At 45.5% G+C, this 20,410-nt stretch carries 14 protein-coding genes and 1 pseudogene; 11 read left to right on the top strand and 4 right to left on the bottom strand.

Annotation, left to right across the window (positions count from 1 at the left end):
• Positions 1–73: 73 nt before the first annotated feature.
• Positions 74–532, top strand: coding sequence for a hypothetical protein (locus ABDW16_RS16020; protein ID WP_343671033.1), 459 nt, complete (start codon positions 74–76; stop codon positions 530–532).
• Positions 533–760: 228 nt separating this feature from the next.
• Here the strand turns inward: ABDW16_RS16020 and ABDW16_RS16015 are convergent, their stop codons facing one another.
• The 3 genes from ABDW16_RS16015 to ABDW16_RS16005 form a co-directional block, all read right to left on the bottom strand.
• Entirely contained in the window at positions 761–1,093 is a 333-nt protein-coding gene (locus tag ABDW16_RS16015; protein WP_343671032.1) for a YegP family protein, read from the bottom strand.
• 176 nt (positions 1,094–1,269) lie between these two features.
• A complete protein-coding gene (locus ABDW16_RS16010) occupies positions 1,270–1,566 on the bottom strand; it encodes a hypothetical protein (RefSeq protein ID WP_343671030.1) in 297 nt (98 codons plus the stop codon).
• Between the two features lie 44 nt (positions 1,567–1,610).
• A complete protein-coding gene (locus ABDW16_RS16005) occupies positions 1,611–1,859 on the bottom strand; it encodes a hypothetical protein (protein ID WP_343671029.1) in 249 nt (82 codons plus the stop codon).
• Between the two features lie 285 nt (positions 1,860–2,144).
• Between ABDW16_RS16005 and ABDW16_RS16000 the strand changes: the two genes are divergently transcribed.
• Both ABDW16_RS16000 and ABDW16_RS15995 read left to right on the top strand, forming a co-directional pair.
• On the top strand, positions 2,145–3,317 hold the full coding sequence (locus ABDW16_RS16000; RefSeq protein ID WP_343671028.1) for an HlyD family efflux transporter periplasmic adaptor subunit: 1,173 nt from the start codon (positions 2,145–2,147) through the stop codon (positions 3,315–3,317).
• A 17-nt stretch (positions 3,318–3,334) separates the two neighbouring features.
• Complete coding sequence (locus ABDW16_RS15995) at positions 3,335–5,518, top strand: peptidase domain-containing ABC transporter (RefSeq protein ID WP_343671027.1); 2,184 nt, start codon at positions 3,335–3,337, stop codon at positions 5,516–5,518.
• A gap of 5 nt (positions 5,519–5,523) precedes the next feature.
• Here ABDW16_RS15995 and ABDW16_RS15990 read toward each other — a convergent pair whose 3' ends face one another.
• On the bottom strand, positions 5,524–8,265 hold the full coding sequence (locus tag ABDW16_RS15990) for a substrate-binding domain-containing protein (RefSeq protein WP_343671025.1): 2,742 nt from the start codon (positions 8,263–8,265) through the stop codon (positions 5,524–5,526).
• 209 nt (positions 8,266–8,474) lie between these two features.
• Between ABDW16_RS15990 and ABDW16_RS15985 the strand changes: the two genes are divergently transcribed.
• From ABDW16_RS15985 to ABDW16_RS15950, 8 genes and pseudogenes are all read left to right on the top strand, one after another.
• On the top strand, positions 8,475–9,836 hold the full coding sequence (locus ABDW16_RS15985) for a sugar porter family MFS transporter (protein WP_343671024.1): 1,362 nt from the start codon (positions 8,475–8,477) through the stop codon (positions 9,834–9,836).
• A gap of 28 nt (positions 9,837–9,864) precedes the next feature.
• Positions 9,865–10,758 (top strand): carbohydrate kinase, encoded by an 894-nt coding sequence (locus tag ABDW16_RS15980; RefSeq protein ID WP_343671023.1) that lies wholly within the window; start codon positions 9,865–9,867, stop codon positions 10,756–10,758.
• A 36-nt stretch (positions 10,759–10,794) separates the two neighbouring features.
• Positions 10,795–13,857 (top strand): TonB-dependent receptor, encoded by a 3,063-nt coding sequence (locus ABDW16_RS15975; protein WP_343671022.1) that lies wholly within the window; start codon positions 10,795–10,797, stop codon positions 13,855–13,857.
• Between the two features lie 24 nt (positions 13,858–13,881).
• Positions 13,882–15,579 (top strand): RagB/SusD family nutrient uptake outer membrane protein, encoded by a 1,698-nt coding sequence (locus ABDW16_RS15970; RefSeq protein WP_343671020.1) that lies wholly within the window; start codon positions 13,882–13,884, stop codon positions 15,577–15,579.
• A gap of 12 nt (positions 15,580–15,591) precedes the next feature.
• A complete protein-coding gene (locus tag ABDW16_RS15965; protein WP_343671019.1) occupies positions 15,592–16,971 on the top strand; it encodes a DUF4960 domain-containing protein in 1,380 nt (459 codons plus the stop codon).
• Positions 16,972–16,985: 14 nt separating this feature from the next.
• Entirely contained in the window at positions 16,986–18,617 is a 1,632-nt protein-coding gene (locus ABDW16_RS15960; protein WP_343671017.1) for a glycoside hydrolase family 32 protein, read from the top strand.
• A gap of 16 nt (positions 18,618–18,633) precedes the next feature.
• Positions 18,634–20,175, top strand: coding sequence for a glycoside hydrolase family 32 protein (locus tag ABDW16_RS15955; protein ID WP_343671016.1), 1,542 nt, complete (start codon positions 18,634–18,636; stop codon positions 20,173–20,175).
• A gap of 20 nt (positions 20,176–20,195) precedes the next feature.
• Positions 20,196–20,410, top strand: a pseudogene (locus tag ABDW16_RS15950) (glycoside hydrolase family 32 protein); the annotation flags it as partial.

Here is a 20,410-nt window from a genome sequence, read left to right as displayed (position 1 = left end):
TACCCGGTTTACCCCTTCTTCATACAGGGTGCCATCCGCTGGAAATTGTGTAATATTGCTGAATTGCACGCATATGGAATTACCCACAGTACAATATAGAAGGCACCGCCTCGCCTATTCAGTAGCGGCACTCTTTGGTTTCCTTGCCGCATGCCAGGGCTGTTACTGGTTGGTAAGTGGAAGTGTTGGTTCATTTTTTGGTTGGTTATTTCTGATTGTCGGCCTGATTGCATGCTGCGGCTGTAGCTGGACTGCTATTCGAAATTCCCTGGTACTGGAACTGAACCAGGAAGGTATCATGTACAAAAAAGAGACTTATGGCTGGAAGTCTTTACGCAGTTATGCTATAAGGAAGGAAGTCGGTGAAAGCAGTTTATTTATTTACCTGATATTGTCCTTTATTGATGGGAGAAAGCCATTAGAGATCCAACTGGATTGGCTGGATAATAATGAGTCTGTGCCGGAGCAAATGGAGGTTTACGCAAAAATCTTCCAGATTCCATTTGATGGGGTAGAAAAGAAAGAAGTATGATTACTTATCATCTTGTGTATTTGGTTTTGAGTTGTTAATAGTCACTTAAAAGCTTCAAATCCTACCTGATTTATGCAAGAGATGTAATGAGCGTACAGCCAGAAAGATCCGAAAAAGATAGATGTATTTGTAACTGCGGCGAAGCTTTGCTATGTTTGGCTGGAAGGAAAGTAGTTTCTAAATACCATACATGACCGGACCCATAATCCGGCCATGTAATAAAAAGTCTTAAACAGTACGGTCATCGACAGTAGCCGTAGGGGCATTATTCTTAACAGAAGCAATGCCATTATCACGGCCGGAGGTGCTTTCATACATCTCGCTGGTGCCAATTACCTGGCCGTTTGTAGCCTTCAGGTTAAAATAGTGTTTCCCATTTGCAGCAGTTTTCTTCTCGAATCGTTCATCATGTTGGGAGTTGGTGCGCACAGATTCTATACCGTTTGTGCAACCTGCTTTGGCGTTATAGCCTTCACTGGCCAGGATAGGCTCACCGTTGCCGGCATTGAGTTTAAAACGAAATTCTCCGTTGGAGCTTTGGGTGATAACGAATTTACTCATATATGGTTAAATTAACTTTGTCTGAAGTTAAGTAATAATTCAAAGTGAATTGCAAATAGGCTGCCCTGCTTCCTATATCCGCAGTTCCCCGTCCATCCTATCCGCCAGAAGTTTCGATTTGTAAAACCTTCAGAGGTTGTCCCGAAATCCGGAACAACCTCTGAAGTCTGTTATACCTATGCTCCGGGTGTTAAAATGCTTCCTACGTTTTTGATGCCGATGCCAATATTGGCGAGACCGATGCCCAAACCAGCACCGGTAAGGAGTAGGCCGGAACCAAGACCAGCAAAGCCGCTACCCAGGCCAGTACCCAGGTTAAGAAGTCCGCCGCCAAGACCACCGCCCAGACCAGCCAGACCAACGCCTAAACCTTGTCCCAGTTCGCCCAGACCTAACAGGCTGCCCCCGTTAATCTCTGTAGCTTCATCCAAATTCAATGCGGTAAACTGTTCGAATTGTTCGAAATTTTTCATGTGGTTTTTTTTGAGAAAATGTAAATAATTGAGTTCGGGTTACCTCAGGAAGTCGGAAACTTCAATTGGCTTAGAAAATAGGTTGTTCCCAGACCAAGAGCTGCCATATAACTGGCAAAGCCACTGTTGGTGGCTATGTAGGAGGTGCCCATTGCATACGTATAGCCAGTATAATCTACTGAGCTACCGGTACTGCCAAGGCCCAGGCCACCGAGGCCATCGAGTAAACCACCTCCGTTTGTGCTGATCAGTTCCTGCTCAGACAAGGGTTCTAGTTGATAGATGTTTTTCATGTTGTAAAATTTAGCATATTATAAAAAGGTCATACTGGGTTTATCGTAATTAACCTCTAATATGTTGGGGAAGGTATGATTGATGGCTAACGTTGCTGAAGACTGGCTTCTCTGAACATGACTACAGTTACCGAATTTAATACTTCAGGATTGAATTTACGCTCAGATTGGTTGTTCATTTTTATTCATTTTGAAGATCATTGTTCAGTTTGTTTTTTGTTTTGCCATTCCAGTACCCGTGAGTGCTAAATGGTTATATTAGACATAACCATTCTGATCCCATTCATGAAACCCACCCTTTTTCCTGCCGCTATCATGCAGCATTCCGTATTTAACTGGTTGCCCCGGGTACGTGCGCATACCCAGGTAATTTATGTAACCGTATTGGTAGGCATCCTGTGTATATTGGCAGCTTTGCCGTTAATTAAGGTAGATGTATCCATCGCCGCCAACGGGATCGTGCGGCCGGTTACCGAAAAAACGGAGTTACGGAGCCTGGTGGCAGGTACGATAGAACAGGTACTTGTAACCGATGGCGCCAGGGTAGAGAAAGGACAGGTACTTCTGCGCTTACAGGAAGATATCAACAACAGCAAACTGGCACAGAATAATTTCGAATTATCCCAGCGGGAAGCCCAGATAAAGGATCTTCAAACACTGGTAGCAGGCGGCAACAGGCTTCAATCCCCGCTATACCAGCAGCAATATGCCCGTTTTCGCGCCTCCCTGCAGGAACAGGCCGCTACCGTGGAAAAACTGCGGCTCGACCTGGAAATGTATGAAAAGCTCTTCAGGGAAAAGGTAATTGCCAGAAAAGAATACCTGGACCGGAAATATGAATATGAAAAAAGCAAAGCAGCCTTCGAATCAGTTGTACAACAACAGCGCAGCACCTGGGCCAATGACCTGAACCAGCTGCGGCTGGAAGATAATCGCCTGCGCGCCGATAACCAGCAGCTCTCCAAAGAAAAAGAATGGAACCTCATCAAAGCACCGGTGAGCGGCACCCTGCAACAATTTACAGGAAAGTATGCGGGAGGCTATCTCCAGGCTGGTGACCTGCTTGGAATCATTTCCCCGGACTCCAATATCATCGCAGAATGCTATGTTTCCCCCCGCGATATCGGCTACCTTAAAAAAGGAATGACAGCCAGGTTCCAGGTGGATGCCTTCAATTATAACGAATGGGGAATGGCAAAGGGCGAAATAATGTCAATCGATAATGACTTTGTCCTGATCAACAACCAGCCTGCATTCAAGGTACGATGCCAGTTTGCCGGCACCACGCTTACCACCACCAATGGAGTGAGCGCCTCGTTAAGAAAGGGAATGACCTTGCAGGCCAGGTTCATTCTTACCCAGCGTAGCCTTTTCCAGCTATTATACGATAAAACCGACGACTGGATCAATCCGAATACCCGAAAGGGTCCTGCGGCTGTAGCTGAAAACAAAACCTGATCTTTTATTACTGACACATGAACGCTAATCATTCTGCCCGGCTGAAACGCGGGGCGAAGATCAAACAACACGATATTACTGACTGCGGTGCTGCCTGCCTGGCTTCTGTGGCAGCCTGGTATAAACTGCAAATCCCCCTGGCGGTGATCCGGCAATATGCAGGTACCGATAGAAAGGGTACCAGTGTGATGGGGGTGATTACCGCTGCCCAGCAGCTGGGTTTCCAGGCAAAAGGCGTGAAAGGGCCGTTCGAAGCCCTGGCCGGCATTCCCAGGCCCGCTATAGCCCATGTAGTGGTGAACGGGTTGTTACAGCATTTTGTGGTCATCTACCAGGTAACAGCCAAACATGTGGTAGTAATGGACCCCGGCGATGGCCAGTACCACAGGCTTACCCACGAGGTATTTAAAGCAATGTGGACGAACGTATTGGTACTGCTGCTGCCCGGAGATGAATTCCAGGCGGGCAACAGGAAAGTATCGCACCTGCAGCGTTTCTGGTATCTAATGCGCCCGCACCGCTCTGTGGTGATACAGGCTATCTTTGGCGCCATGATCTATACTGTACTGGGGTTGTCTACATCTATCTATGTACAAAAAATTGTAGATAATGTATTGGTAGATGGGAACAGAAACCTACTCCATCTGCTCAGCGTTGCTATGCTGATCATCCTCGTATTGCAACTGTTCATCGGTAACCTGAAAAGTATCTTCATCTTCAAAACCGGCCAGCAACTGGATGCCCGGCTCATACTAGGCTATTATAAGCACCTCCTCCTGTTGCCCCAGCAGTTTTTCGATACCATGCGGGTAGGGGAAATTACTTCCCGCATTAACGATGCTATCAAGATCCGTGCTTTCATCAACGACGTATCCATATCGTTGGTGGTGAACAGCTTCATCGTAGTATTTTCCTTTGGGCTCATGTTCAGTTATAATTGGAAATTGTCGCTGATCATGCTACTTATCATTCCCCTCTTCCTCATTATTTATGCGGTCAGTAACAGGGTTAACAGGAAATACCAGCGCAGGCTGATGGAAGAAAACGCGGAACTGGGCAGCCAGCTTGTAGAATCGCTGAACAGTGTGGCCACAATCAAGCGTTTTGCACTGGAGGAATTCGCCAATATGAAAACGGAAAGCCGCTTCGTTCAGGTATTGCAAACCACTTACCATTCTTCTATGGCCAACATGTATATCGGCAGCTTTGCAGGTATTATCACTAACTTTTTTGTGATCATCATCCTGTGGACGGGCTCCACTTATGTACTGGATCAGCAGCTGAGTGTTGGCGCCCTGTTATCATTTTATGCGCTGATCAATTACTTTACCGGGCCTGCCGCCAGTCTTATTGGCGCCAACAAAAGCGTGCAGGATGCGCTGATTGCTGCTGACCGCCTTTTTGAGATCATGGACCTGCAGCAGGAAGATACTGCCAATAAAATGGACCTCTCCCCACAGCATAGCGGGGATATTACTTTCAATAATGTTTCTTTCAGTTATGGTACCCGGAAAGAAGTATTCAGGCAGTTCAGTATGCACATCAGGAAAGGAAGCATAACGGCGGTAGTAGGGGAGAGTGGTTCGGGTAAATCCACGCTGATGGCGTTGTTACAGAATATCTATCCATTGAAGGAAGGAAATATCTCCATTGGGAAAACGGATATCCGGTACATCCACCCTGAAAGTCTACGCCGCTGGATAGGCGTGGTGCCCCAACACATCGATCTCTTTCACGGAAGCGTAGCCTCCAATATTGCTGTCGGTGAATTTGAACCGGATATGCAACGCGTGATCCAGGTGGCACAGTGGCTGGATATTACCGGCTTTATTGAGCAGCTGCCGGATGGTTTCAATACCCTGCTCGGGGAGCATGGCGCCAATCTGTCCGGAGGGCAACGTCAGCGGCTGGCAATTGCAAGGGCGCTTTACCGCGATCCCCAGGTACTGATCATGGATGAGGCCACCTCGTCGCTGGATCCTATCTCTGATCATATGGTACAGGAGGTAATGCAGCAGTTGCGTGAAGCTGGGAAAACCGTAATTGTGATTGCACACCGGTTGAGCACTGTGGTGAATGCAGATAAGATAATTGTATTGGAAAATGGTCTGCTGGCAGAAGAAGGCACACATTACCAGCTGATGAAGAAGGATAGGGCGTATGCGAAATTGTGGAGCCATCACCAGGGGATGATGCGGTAAGACGACTATGATTTCGCCCCATACTTCTCCTTATACGCCTTAGGCGTTACCCCTGTTATTTTTTTAAACGAAGTCGAAAAATAAGAAGGCGTAGCAAAACCCGTTTCATACGCTATTTCAGCAAAAGAAAGATCGTGATGCTGTATTAAATATTTCGCTTTCTGCACCCGTTGTATAAGAATGTATTCTGTAATGCTTACATCAAGCAGCGGCTTTGTTTTCCGGTACAACTGGATCTTCGACAAGCCCATTTCATCGCACAGTTCCTGGATGGAAAAATTCTCATTCGATAAATTCTTTTCTATAATCGCATTGAAATTTGCCAGAAACGCTTTTTCACTTTTATTGGCCTGCGGCAGCGCCTCTCTGGGAATATCGGCAACAATATGCGTTTTCAGGCGCTGCCGGTTTTCCAACAGGTTTTTGATCGTTTCTTCTAATACTTCATTGTTGAATGGCTTGGTGATATAGGCATCTACATGAGTTTTTAATCCTACAACCTTTTGCTCGTCGGTAATTTTTGCTGTTAACAGGATGATGGGAATATGTGATGTCCGGATATCTGCTTTCAGTATTTTGGCCATCTGCAATCCATCAGTTTGCGGCATCATAATATCTGATATAATCAGGTCCGGCATTTCTTCAAAAGTCATGCGAATACCTTCCGTACCATTTTTTGCGGTCACTATAGAAAACTGTGCACTCAGGCGATTGGCGAGGAATGTTCTCAGGTCATCATTATCTTCAACAATGAGGAGGGTATTGCCGGTAGCTGGCCCGGATCCTGCCTGCGGAGGATGAACAGCCGCCAGTGAAGTGCCGATATCGTAATCAGCAATCCATGTATCCGTTTCGCTGCTGTAGCCCCAGTCTTTGACAGGTACAATTTGTTCGTCGCTGTAATGAGCATTACCCATAGGGAGCGTAATCGTAAATTCGGTACCCTTGCCCTTTTCACTGTCCGCAACAATTGTTCCGTGATGCAGCTCTATAAACTCTTTTGACAATGCCAGGCCAATGCCACTGCCATTTTGATTGTGAACATCCCCGTAGTAAAAGAAATCAAATATCCGTTCTTTATCCTGGGCACTCAACCCATATCCCGAATCGACCACTTTTATGGTGACATTGTCGTTTTTTTCGATCATCACATAAATATGGCCGCCATCAGCGGTGAACTTAAATGCATTGGAAAGTAAGTTAAAAAATACTTTCTCTATCTTCTCCGGATCTATCCATAGTTTAACCGACGCTTCCCTGGTAATCAGTCTACAGTCTATATGATGTTGTTGCGCCAGCCCTTTAAATGCGTCGAGAATATCGTTGATAAATGGAAGCATGTCTACCTCCTGTATCTTCAGCCGTGTTTTGTTTAGTTCCAGCTTGCGAAAATCCATTAACTGATTGACCAGCAGCGACAGGCGGGAGGCATTTTTCCTGATCAGGGCAAACTGCGAACGGATATGGGAGGGTGTCTTAGGGTTTTGCAGACCTTCTTCTGTCGGCGCAAGAATAAGGGTGAGCGGCGTTTTTAATTCATGCGAGATATTGGTGAAAAAATTGCTCCTTTGATCGCTGGCCAACTGTACCTGCTGCGCCATTTCTTTGATATGCTCGCTCTGGGAGCGTATTTCACTGTTTTGAGACTGAAGCAGCTTATAAGCCTTTATATTTTTTCTTCTCAAATAAATAAGCAGCCCGGAAAGCATCAATAGCAACGCCAGGTTGCCGATTAAGATCAGGATCAGGTTTTTTTGCGTCCTAAAAGTTCTCGCTTGTTCTTTTAACAGGCCATCCTGCCGTACAATGTCCTTTTGCTGTGCAATAACCCGGTTGAACTGTTGTTGCAACATCACCACATTGGTGCTGTCCACAATAATGGTTCTCAGGAAGTCACGTTTGGGAGCTTGCTGGCCATGAAGGATCTTAGCCGCGGCCCTTATAGCTTCACCTCCCCCTGTGGGGTAGAGTACGGAAGCCAGCAGTGACTTCTTTTCCACAAAGGCCAGGCCGGTACGCGGCTGTGCATCCACTCCAATAACCTTGATATCGGGAAATCCCAGTTGTTTACAAATGGTGGCGGCAGTATTGGCCATCACGTCGTTATGTGCAAAAATGAGCCGGGTATTTTGCAGCACTTTTCCCATTCGCGGCAGCTGCTGTTGCACACTTCCTTCCAGCCAATCTCCTTTTATTACCGTAAGATTTATATGTGGATAACGGGCCATTTCATCGCCAAATCCTTTTTCCCGCTGTAAGGCAGGGGAGGAGGAGGAGAGCCCGGTAATTTCAATGATATTACCGGCTTTGTTCAGGTAACTGGCGGCATATTGACCGGCAAGTTTGCCCACTTCAATATTATCCGCACCTATAAATGAATTATAAGAGTCTGAAGAAATGTTCCTGTCTACCACCACCACAGGGATTCCTTTCTTATATAAACTGTCTATAACTGGTGTGAGCGGCGCTGCTTCATTGGGGGATACGATCAGCAGGTCAATTTTATTGGCAGCCAGCTCCCTGATCTGCTGTACTTGTTCCGAACTGTTATAGTCGGCTTGCCTGTACAATATTTTTAAATCGGGGTTAAATACCAGTTCCCGGTCGATCTCCTCTTTCATTTCCCTGCGCCAGGTATCTGCATCACCCAATTGGGATATGCCGATCACAAATGTCTTATCCTGCTTCTCCTGGCAGGCAGGGAGCAATAATATAGCCAGATAAAGGAAACCTGTTTTTGAAATCATCCTGACCAAAAGTATAATAAAGTGATACAATTTTGAAACGAACTGAAACAAAAATTAAAAAAGGATCGGTTGTGATAATTTTATGATATTGATAACCATATATTTGAATCATTTTTAAAGTTTGCAAGTAATTGAAACAAAATTGAAATATGCCTTGCACCTCCTGGTTCTATTTTCGGAGCAATTAAAAAAGATTGATTCACGACGTTATGAAAAACAGACTTTTATTTTGGAGCATTGTAATTGCGCTGGGAGGCTTGCTTTTTGGAATGGATGTAGCGGTCATCTCAGGGGCCGAACAACAAATACAGCAAATCTGGCACTTAAGCGATATAGTCCACGGCCAGGCACTGGCAGCAGCATTATATGGAACAATTATCGGCGCATTACTGGGAGGCATTCCTGCAGAAAAGTATGGGCGTAAAAAAGTATTACTCTGGATTGGGATCTCATTTTTTATATCCTCGTTAGGTTCCGCCCTGGCACATGACGTTATTACTTTTATGATCTTCCGCTTTATCGGTGGGTTAGGTGTGGGGGCTTCTTCCGTAGTGGCACCTATGTTTATTTCAGAAATTGCCCCTGCCCGAAGCCGGGGAAAACTGGTAGCCACCTTCCAGTTCAATATCGTGTTTGGTATTTTATTGGCTTATTTTTCCAACTTCCTGCTCACCTCGCAGGGGCCGGAAGCCTGGCGTCTGATGTTGGGAGTACTGGCTATACCGGCAGCCCTGTTTGTAGTACTACTCTATTTTGTGCCCGAAAGCCCACGCTGGCTGATGGTGCACAGGAATGATTACGCCGCCGCCCGTAAAATATTAGCGATATCAGATCCGGAAGGAGTGGATGACGCTATCCTGGCAATCCGGCAGGAGGAAAGTGCAGACAGGGAAAAGGCCAGTTTGTCGGGTTTCTTTTCAAAGCGCTATATCAGGCCCATTATCATGGCGGTACTCGTTGCCATGTTTAACCAGCTTTCAGGTATTAATGCCATTATTTACTTCGCCCCGCGCGTATTTGAATTAGCGGGTCTGGGCAAAAGTGCTGCCTTCCTGCAAAGCGCCGGGGTTGGCCTGGTAAACATGATTTTTACCATGCTGGGACTCTGGCTGATAGATCAGCTGGGGCGCAGAAGCCTGATGCTGATCGGCTCTGTCGGGTACATCATTTCTTTAGGCGCTATCGCCGCCGCATTTTACTTCCAATACCTGGGCGGCATGGTAGTACCTGCACTTGTATTTCTTTTCATTGCCTCCCATGCTATAGGGCAGGGGGCCGTGATATGGGTATTTATCTCCGAAATTTTTCCTAACCAGGTGCGCTCTTATGGCCAGTCGCTGGGAAGTTCTGTTCACTGGGTCATGGCGGCCATTATTACCAGCGTATTTCCATTTTTTGCCAATAACCCTGCCATCGGTCCTGCAAAGATCTTCCTGTTCTTTACCGTGATGATGATAGGGCAATTGCTTTGGGTATTACTGAAAATGCCGGAAACGAAAGGTGTATCGCTGGAAGAGATGGAAAAAAAATTAGAAGCTAAAAGTGTTGGAACCATTACCCAGCCAGTTTAAGACCTTTTAATTATAAGAACCAATTATTATGACGAATCAGCACAACGAGATTGTCTGTTTTGGTGAGATCCTGTGGGACGTATTGCCCGGCCGGGAACTACCGGGAGGAGCACCAATGAATGTTACCTACCACCTGTCAAAACTCGGGCGCAAAGCTACACTTATTTCCAGGGTGGGGGGCGATCAGAGAGGTATTGCCCTGATTAAGATCTTTGAAGGCAGGGGTATTGATACCAGCTTTGTGCAAATGGGGGGAAACCGCAAAACAGGTATTGTACTTGCCAACCCCAACGAAGCGGGGGATATGAAATACGATATCGTAGAAGATGTTGCCTGGGATTATATAGAGCGACAACCTGATCACGAAGTCCTCATTTCCCAGGCCCGCTATTTTGTTTTTGGCAGCCTGGCCATGCGTAGCAAAACATCAAGGAATACCTTACTGGATTTAATGGAACTGCCCTGCAGGAAAGTACTCGACATTAACCTGAGAGCCCCTTTTATTAACAGGGAGCATATAACCTATCAGCTTGGGAAAGCAGAGGTAGTGAAAATGAATGAAGAAGAACTGGGACTCGTAGCCGGTTGGTATGGCAACTATATCGGTATTGAAGAAAAAATGCGGTTGGTGCAGGACAGGTTCAACATAGAAACACTCATCGTGACCCGGGGCGCAAAGGGAGCCGCTGTCAGCTACCACAATCAGTACTATTTGCATGAAGGCTTTAAAGTACAGGTAGCCGATACCATAGGCAGCGGCGATAGTTTCCTCGCAGCATTTCTATCAAAATTTATTGAAAATAAAGATATTGATGCAGCACTCACGTTTGCCTGCAAAGTAGGGGCATTTGTAGCCACAAAGGAAGGTGGCTGCCCGGATTATCATGTCAGTGAAGTAGACCGGGCTAATATCCACGATTGATAAACGAACTATTTTATTGTAAAACGTTCCACGACTATGAGAAAAATTCTAACAATGATCTTTTTGTGTATAGCCAGTCAGGGCTTTGCACAACAAATGAAGGTCGAAGGTACTGTAACAGACAAGAGTAATCACACCCCTATTATTGGTGCCACGGTCATCTCGCAAAAACAAACAGCTATTACAGACAGCACCGGGCACTTTTCACTAAAAGCCGATGTAAAAGAACTGATCACTATTTCATGTGTGGGTATGAACACCATCACGGTAGCCGTGCCCGCAACCGGGAAAGTGACTGCGGAATTGTCTGCTAACATTTCAGACCTGAACCAGGTGGTAATAACCGGTTATCAAACGCAGCGCAAAGCAGATCTTACCGGGGCTGTAAGTGTTGTAAATGTAGGAGACGTAAAGAAACAGGCGGTAGCAAGTCCAATCAAAGCATTACAGGGGCAGGTACCGGGTGTTTTTATTACATCCAGTGGCTCACCCAGTGCACCGGTAACGGTACGTATAAGAGGTGTAGGCACACTGAATGATAACGACCCCCTGTATATCATCGACGGTGTACCTACCAAAGCCGGCTTGCACGAACTAAACTCCAGTGATATAGAAACCATGCAGGTGCTGAAAGATGCATCAGCTGCCAGTATTTATGGAGCGCGTGCTGCCAATGGTGTCATTATTATTACTACCAAACAAGGTCGCTCCGGAAGAATGCAGGTAAATGCCAATGCTTATACGGCCGTACAAACCTACACTACAAAACCTAAATTGCTGAATGCAGGTGGTTACGGCCAGGCCTACTGGCAGGCGGCTGTCAATACCGGCAGGGACCCTAACGCCAATAGTATCGGGTATAATTTCCTATGGCATGTAGATAATGGAACACCAGTACTGGATAAGATCCTCTTGCCGGAATACATCGATGGAGACAGAAGGACTATGCGTACTTCCAATACGGACTGGTTTGATGCCATATCCCAGACGGGTATTGTGCAGTCTTATGATATGTCTATTACAAATGGGACGGAGAAAGGCAGCTACCTGTTCTCTGTCGGATATTTTGATAATAAAGGTGTAATAAAAACCACGGGGTTTAATCGCCTGTCTGCACGAATGAATGCTAATAACAAATTGCTGAAAGGACGCCTGCAGGTGGGGGAGAATTTTACGATCAACCGTACCAAAGAAGTGCAGGACCCGGGTGTATTAAATCTGTCTTTGCAGGCACTGCCTATTGTACCTGTTCATACGGTAGATGGTATTGGCTGGGGAGGTCCCTGGGGGGGCATGAACGATCGGCAGAACCCCGTAAGACTGTTGATGGATAATCAGCAAAATGGATACAAGTATCTTAGAATATTCGGAAATGTATACGCGGACCTGTCCATTATCAAAGGGCTGAACCTGCGTACCAGTGCGGGTATTGATTATGGTAATTACCTATCTGACAATTTTCAGAAAAAGTACCAGTCAGGCTACCTGGTAGGTAATGAAAACCTGTTAACAATGAATTATTCCAACAGTTCCCGGGTTACATGGACCAATACTCTAAATTATAACCGCACCTTTGGCAAGCATTTGGTAAACGCGGTAGCAGGAACTGAAAGTTATAAACAAAATGATTTCTCCTTCTGGGCCAGCCGAAAAAATTATGCAATAGAAGATCCGGACTATACTTACCTGGATGCGGGAACGGGGGAGAAAAATAATGGCGGGGGCGGCGCCATCAATGCGCTGATGTCTTACTTCGGAAAAGTAAACTATACTTACGACTCCAGGTACCTCGCTTCATTTACCATACGCCGGGATGGCTCTTCCCGGTTCGGTAGCCACCACAAATTTGGCACTTTCCCTGCATTTTCACTGGGCTGGCGTTTGAGCCAGGAGGAGTACTTCAGGAAAAATGTCCCTTCCTTTATCAGCGATCTGAAACTCCGTTACGGCTGGGGCCAGACAGGCAACCAGGAAATCAGCAATATCGGTGCTTACTCCATTTATGTAACGGATTATAATGGTACATCTTACGATATAGCAGGGGCCAATACCGGTACACTGCCATCAGGATATCATATTACACAGCGGGGAAATGATCAGCTCAAATGGGAAGCCACCACCATGAGCAATTACGGAGTTGATTTTGGATTCTGGGATCAGCAACTGACGGGGAGTTTCGAATACTTTATAAAGAAGACAAATGATATATTGGTATTGCCGCCTTATATCGGTGTGATGGGCGAAGCTGGCAATCAATGGGTAAACGGTGCCTCCATGGAAAACAGGGGCTGGGAGCTGGTGCTTGCATACCATGGGCATGTTGGTGAAGTTGAATTCCAGGTATCCGGAAATATATCAGGGTATAAAAATAAAGTCACCAAACTGCCGGAATCTGTGGTGAACAACTACGGCGGCAACGGATTGGATGATAACATTCTTGGACGGGCCCTGAATTCCTATTATGGATATGTTACAGATGGGTTGTTCAGAACACAGCATGAAGTAGAGGAATCTGCCACACAGTTGGGCAAAGGACTGGGTCGTATCCGCTATAAAGACCTGAACAATGACGGCGTCATTAATGACAAAGACCGTACCTGGATAGGCACCCCACATCCTGATTTTATTTACGGACTAAACCTGGGCCTGCAATGGCGAAACCTTGATTTTTCGGCTTTCTTCCAGGGAGTACAGGGCAACCACGTTATAAATGATGTAAAATACAATACGGACTTCTGGAGTGTGCGGGAAACAGGTTCCAATAAAGGAAGCCGGTTGCTGAATGCATGGTCACCGCAAAACCCGAATTCGTCTATTCCCGCATTATCAGCTACAGACGACAATTTTGAATCCAGGTTCTCTACCTATTTTGTAGAAAAGGGCGATTACCTGAAGCTCAGAAATATTCAGCTGGGTTATACCTTCTCAAAACAGTTACTCAACAGTCTCAGTATTCAAAAATTAAGGGTGTATGTAGGGGGAGATAATGTTTGGCTCATACATAAGAACAAATCATTTACCGGTCTTGATCCCGAGAATCCTGGATTCGGATATCCCAATCCTGCCGTGTTTACAGGAGGTGTGAATGTAACCTTTTAATTCTTTACCACGAACAACTTTACCATGAAACGGATAATATATATTCTCATTGTAGCAGGCATCTTAACAGTAAGTTGTAACAAGCAGTTGAATATAGAACCACAGGGAGTATTGAGCCCCGAACAGGTAGCAACCCCTGAAAATATAGATCAGTTTGTAACCGCTGCTTACGCTATATTAACCAGTGGGGACATTAATGTATCGTATAGCTTATGGGAATATGGCGATGTGCGCTCTGACGATGCGTATAAAGGTGGCCGCGATGAAGGCGACGGGCAGGAGTTTCATTTTATGGAAACATTTGCCAATACCCGTGCGGATTTCTGGCCTTTTGACGGCCAATGGTTCCGGATCTATCTGGGAGTCGGCAGAGCTAATACCGCATTGGGTTATCTTAATAAAATTGATAAAACAGCATTTCCGCTAAAAGAACAACGTACCGGAGAAGTACGGTTGCTAAGAGGCATTTATTATTTCATGCTGAAAGAATTGTTTAACAGGATACCTTACCTGGATGAAAACGTGCCACTGGATGATTATGGAAAGGTATCAAATACTGCACTCAGCAGCGACAGTATCTGGGAAAATATTGCAGGGGATTTTCAATACGCAGCTGACCATTTACCGGTTGTACAAACAGATAAGGGCCGTGCCACTAAAGCGACTGCCTATGCCTTCCTGGCCAAAACAAGGCTCTACCAGGGATTTAAACAGGACGAACAATATAATGTAACCGGGGTAGATATGCAGAAAATGCAACAGGTAGTAGATGCATGCGACCAGGCCATGAATTCAGCTTATCATCTTGAAGACGATTATGGTAATAATTTTTTGCCGGGAACATATGAAAACGGCCCGGAGAGTATGTTTGCAATACAGTTCTCCCAAAATGACGGTACTGATGCAGGACACCTTAATATTGGTGAAGCACTGAGTGTGCCACAAGGATTGGGATGTTGCGATTTTCACAAACCCAGCCAGAACTTTGTAAATGCATTCAGAACAGATGTAAACGGGCTTCCCCTTTTGGATAATTTTAATGATGTTAACATTGCGCCCAAACAGGATAATGTAGACCCCAGGTTAAATCATACTGTTGGTATTCCGGAATTCAACTGGAAATATGAATCTACCCGGGTGTATAAAGAAACCTGGAACCGTAATCCTGCTGTATATGGCGACTACGCTTCCATGAAAGAAAACGTATCCCCGGACGGTGAATACTTTTTAGCCCGCCCGCCCTTCTTCCCCAATTCAAAGAACAAGATCCTGATGCGTTTTGCCGAAGTGCTGTTGATGAAAGCCGAAGCACTCATTGAACTGGGGCGCCAGGCAGATGCCCTGCCGTTAATCAATGCTGTACGTCAGCGTGCTGCCAATAGTACGGGTCGATTGAAAAAAGCTGATGGCAGTTATGAGGCCAATTATAAAGTGGGCCTATATACACCCGGAGTTAATATCACCTGGGATCAGGCCACCGCACGGAAGGCCCTGCGATTTGAACGCCGCCTGGAACTGGGCCAGGAAAATCAACGCTTCTTCGACCTGGTACGCTGGGGGGTAGCTGCCGAAACATTAAACAGTTATTTCAGTGTGGAAAGAACCCGGCATCCTTTCCTTAACAGCGGGAATTTCACAAAAAACAAGCATGAATACCTTCCCATTCCTCAGAATCAGCTCAATTTTAGCAGGGGCGTATACAAACAAAATATCAACTATTAAGATTGCTACGTTATGAAAAGAATTCTGTCTTATATAATAGCGCTATTATTGCTCTCTTCCTGTGAGAAGAATAACGGCGGTATAGCACTGGATCTTTCCGGCAATATTGCTATTACTTCTTTTTCAGTAAATGGAGCGAAGGGTACCATTGATACGGCAAAAGGTACTATTGATATTACATTACCCTTCGGTACCGATCTCACCAAAGTTGCACCTGTAATTGATCTGCCAACGGGGGCCACCGTAACACCAGCTTCCGGCGCCACGGTAAATATGAAAAATGCTGTACGGTTTCGGGTCATTAACGGCAATATTTATAAGGACTATACAGCGACGGCCTCAGAAGAAACGGTCATCCATGCATTCGTTGTAAAAGGTGTAAACGCGGAGATAGACAATACTGCACGCACAATTAAAGCAACTGTGCCATCAGGTACTGATCTTACAGTGCTCACTCCTGGTATACAACTTGTGACCGGGGCAACTGCAACTCCCGACAGTGGGCAGGTGGTAGATTTTACAGACCCGGTGATCTATAAGATTACCAAAGGCCAGGTGACTATCGACTATACAGTAACAATTACCTCACCGGTAAAAGTTGCGTTCTTAAGCACCGCCGCTACTGCAAATGATATTGCCGATCCCGATGAAAAAGCAGCATGGACATGGTTGATCAATGACAACCCGGAGGCACAGTTCATGTCTTTCGCCAGTATCAAAAATCACAGTGCTGATCTCAGCACTTACGGGGCCATCTGGTGGCATGAAGATAATACCCAGGACCTGCCGGCAATAGCTTTTGATGCTGCTGTGATTTCCGCATTAAAAACATATTATGCCAATGGAGGTTCTTTCCTCCTTACTGCTTATGGTGCAAAATATGTGGAAGGGCTGGGCATAGTACCGGCAGGAAAGGCACCCAATAACTCATTCGGCGATCCGGCCGGCAAACAATGGCTTGAACCAAACTGGGCCTGGGGTATATCTTTCAAAGGGCATGAAGACCATCCTGCATTCGCGGGCCTCACACTAACACCTGATAAACCCTATGCCACTGCCTATACGCTTTCCAATGGTACCTACCGGCTCAATCATACTGCACAGTGGTACATACCAGATTGGGGAGGCTATGGTACCATCGCCAACTGGCGTGCGCAAACAGGAGGTATTGACCTGGGTAGTACAGAATGGGACGGCGATCATAATACGGTAGTGACCATGGCTGAGTTTCCCAGAACTGCAGAACATGGTAAAGCTATTACCATTAGTTCGGGTTGTTATGACTGGTATTCAGAAGCTGATCCTGCAAATGCAGCAAATCAGCCTGTAAACAGCTACCTGCCCAATGTTAAGAAGATGACAGCAAATGTGCTGAAGTATCTGAATAAATAATAAACCTTACCGGCATGCATAAACAACTTGTTCATTTCACGTTGATGATTACAGTTGCGTCAACCGCCTGTAATAAACATTCTTATGAAACTATCAGTGCTGTAAAAAACAAAACGTTAAGCACTACAACTGCACCTCAATGCACAGCAGAAGCAGAAAACATCAATTACTCAATATACCGCATGTGCTCAGACAATGTGCGGGTGGGGGATATTACACCTTACTATGATGCTGCTGCCAGTAACTATAAACTGTATTTCTTAAAAAATATCTGGAGTGCCGCAGGGCAAAAACACCCCTGGTTTGGCTTTGTGACATCCGATTTTCATAATTATACGGAAACCGGTACTATTATCGCATCAGCCAGTGATGCCTGTGCCCAGGATAATTCTGTTGGTGCAGGAGGAGTAGTAAAAAATGGGAATACCTATTATGCATTTTACACAGGCCATAATCCGGACATTGCCGGGTGTACAAATGGCGTAAAAAGAGAGGGGGTGATGCTGGCCAGCTCCACCAATCCTGTAGCCGGATTTGTGAAAGATACCAGCTTTACCACCATCTACTCACCGGTAGGCATTGGTTATGACGAGAATGATAACTGGCGGGATCCATTCGTAATCCGTGACAACGATAATAATAATTGGATGATGCTGATCGCTGCGCGAAAAAATCATAATGGTGCATGGCGCGGTGTAATAGCAAAGTATACTTCCACTGACCTGTTGAACTGGACTTACCAGGATGTTTTCTATGATGGTGGAAATGACAATTATTTTAACATGGAATGTCCGTCTATCCTTAAATATGGCAGTTATTATTACCTGCTATTTTCGGATCAGAGCATTAATGATGCCAGTAAAAGATATGTACATTACAGGAAGAGCACTTCCTTAAATGGTCCCTGGAGTATGCCGGTAGGGCCTGACCGTATCGACGGAAACGCCTTTTATGCAGCAAAGGCTATTCCTGATGGATATGGGGATGCGTATATATTTGGCTGGTGCTATACTTTATCCGGTAATACAGATAGTGGAACCCCTGAATGGGGTGGAAACCTGGTCCCGCATAAGATATATACTTTGCCCAATGGTGATCTTGCTACTTCCATCCCTCATACCGTAAAATCCTGGCTGGAAAATACGCCTGAGGCATTTACCAAAAACAGCCAATGGGGAAATGTAACAAACACAGTCCCCGGCACGGAGTCATACCGGCTTGTTAGCAATGCCGATTTTGATGTGGCAAACGTATTATATAATCCTGTAAACAGGGATCAATATATGATTACGACAACAGTATCTTACGCCAGCTCATCGAAGGACTTTGGATTTTTTATCGGGGCCTGCGATGGCTATGAGAATACGTACCAGCTGAGGTTTGTACCAGCCCTTAATAAATTCAGGTTTGAAACGAAACCCCGGAGCCTGGTAGATAGCATCCCTGTAAATGATGTGCCGGTAACACTTGTACCTAATACCAATTATAAGGTGCAGATTGTAGTGGAACATTCCGTGGTGGTAGTATATATCAACGACCAGGTGGCATTCACCAATCGTATTTACCGGGCACCCAATACCACCTGGGGGATTTTTGTAGATCACAGCGATGCCACTTTCAGCAATATTACTGTAACGCATCCTTAAAAATATCTGTACTATTATGTATATCACTTATAAGCATTTCTGGTGCATGTGTGCGGTCCTTACTTTGTTTGCCTGTAAGAAAAGCGATACGGCAACACTCACTCCCGATGCCATAGCTGGCAAACCCCTGTATCCCGCACCACCGGCTATGTGGATGCAGCCTGCAGGCACCCAGCCATATTATTCTTCCGGGTTTGTCGGGGATCCCATGCCATTTTATGATAGCGGCGCTTATCATATTTTTTATCTGCATGACGGAGATTGGACCTCCTACGGATTTCACCCCATTCATGCATTTGAAACAATTGATTTTTCGGGCTACCAATATGATGGAAGGATAATGCCCTTTGGGAATGCCGATCAGCCGGATACCAAAATAGGAACCGGCTCAGTCATCAAAATTGGGAACAAATATTACATGTATTATACTTATTCTGATGAAGGGAACTGGGCTTTCGGAAAGTCGAGGGAGTGTATTATGTACGCCACCAGTACAGATCTGAAGAACTGGACCAAACATTACGGATATACCATCTATTCGCCGGATGGGTTTACTGACCTGTATAATTTCAGAGATGCAGCGGTCATTTATAACAAAGAAGCAAACGAGTACCTGATGCTGGTAGCTTCCAGGTTTAATAACAGGGCTGTCATTACAAAATATACCACTACAGATCCTGCTGCGGACAACTGGACCTATAAAGGGTTATTTTATACAGCGGACGTAGATAATTATGTAATGATGGAATGTCCTGACGTATTTAAGTTTGGTGACTACTGGTACCTGGTATTCTCCGAAAACGGAGATCACCCAATGGTGCACTATCGCTATAGCAGCTCTATCAATGGTCCCTGGACAAAACCTGCCAATGACTTGCTGGATGGCGCATATTTTTATGCAGGTAAAACAGCTGGAAATGAAACGGAGCGTTACCTGAGCGGATGGGTGCCCCGCAATACCGACAACAATGATAACGGTGCCCGGCTTTGGGGAGGTAACCTGGTTTCCCATCAGTTGTCTCAAAATAGCGATGGTACGCTAAACGTAAAGCTGCCGGGGGGAATGGAGAGCCGGCTTACAGATTATGTTACACCACATACCGTATATAAAGATGCCGCTATCGGGCAGGATCAGGCAGGCATTGCTTTTAAAGCGGCAGCCACTCCCGCCGTTATAGTTTTTGATCAGATAAGTGGTAAAAAAATGATAACAGCCACGCTATCAGGTGTCGACATCAACGCGCAGTTCAGCCTTGTGTTCGGGATGGATAAGTCATTCCTGAATGGTAACTATTATCATATCGACTTTGATGGAACAAAGAATAGTATCTCCGGGATCTATATGCAGCGTATGAATGCCACTATAAATTTTGCTTTTGACCCCGGCAAAGAGTACCAGATAAAAGCAGTAATAGATGGTTCTGTATGCACGGTGTATGTAGATGATAAGGTGGCGCTGACTTCGCGGATATATTCACTGTCCAATAACTATTGGGGATTTTACGCTGTAAATGGCAGCATGCAGGTTAAAAACCTGAAATTATACCAGATTGATTAATCAGAAAAAAAGCTCAAATTATGTGGGTAAGGCATTTTTTAATTGCAATACTATTACCGGTTTTTACCTTGGCACAGGATGGAGAAATGCATCGCCCGGGCATACATTTCACCCCTAAAAAAGGATGGATGAACGACCCAAATGGGATGGTATATTATAATGGCACCTATCATTTATTTTTTCAGCACAATCCGGATGCTACCATTTGGGGCCCTATGCACTGGGGGCATGCCGT

Origin of the sequence: Chitinophaga sp. (assembly GCF_039596135.1) — a bacterium.
Lineage (GTDB): Bacteria > Bacteroidota > Bacteroidia > Chitinophagales > Chitinophagaceae > Chitinophaga.
This window is presented reverse-complemented; position numbering and strand designations above follow the sequence as displayed.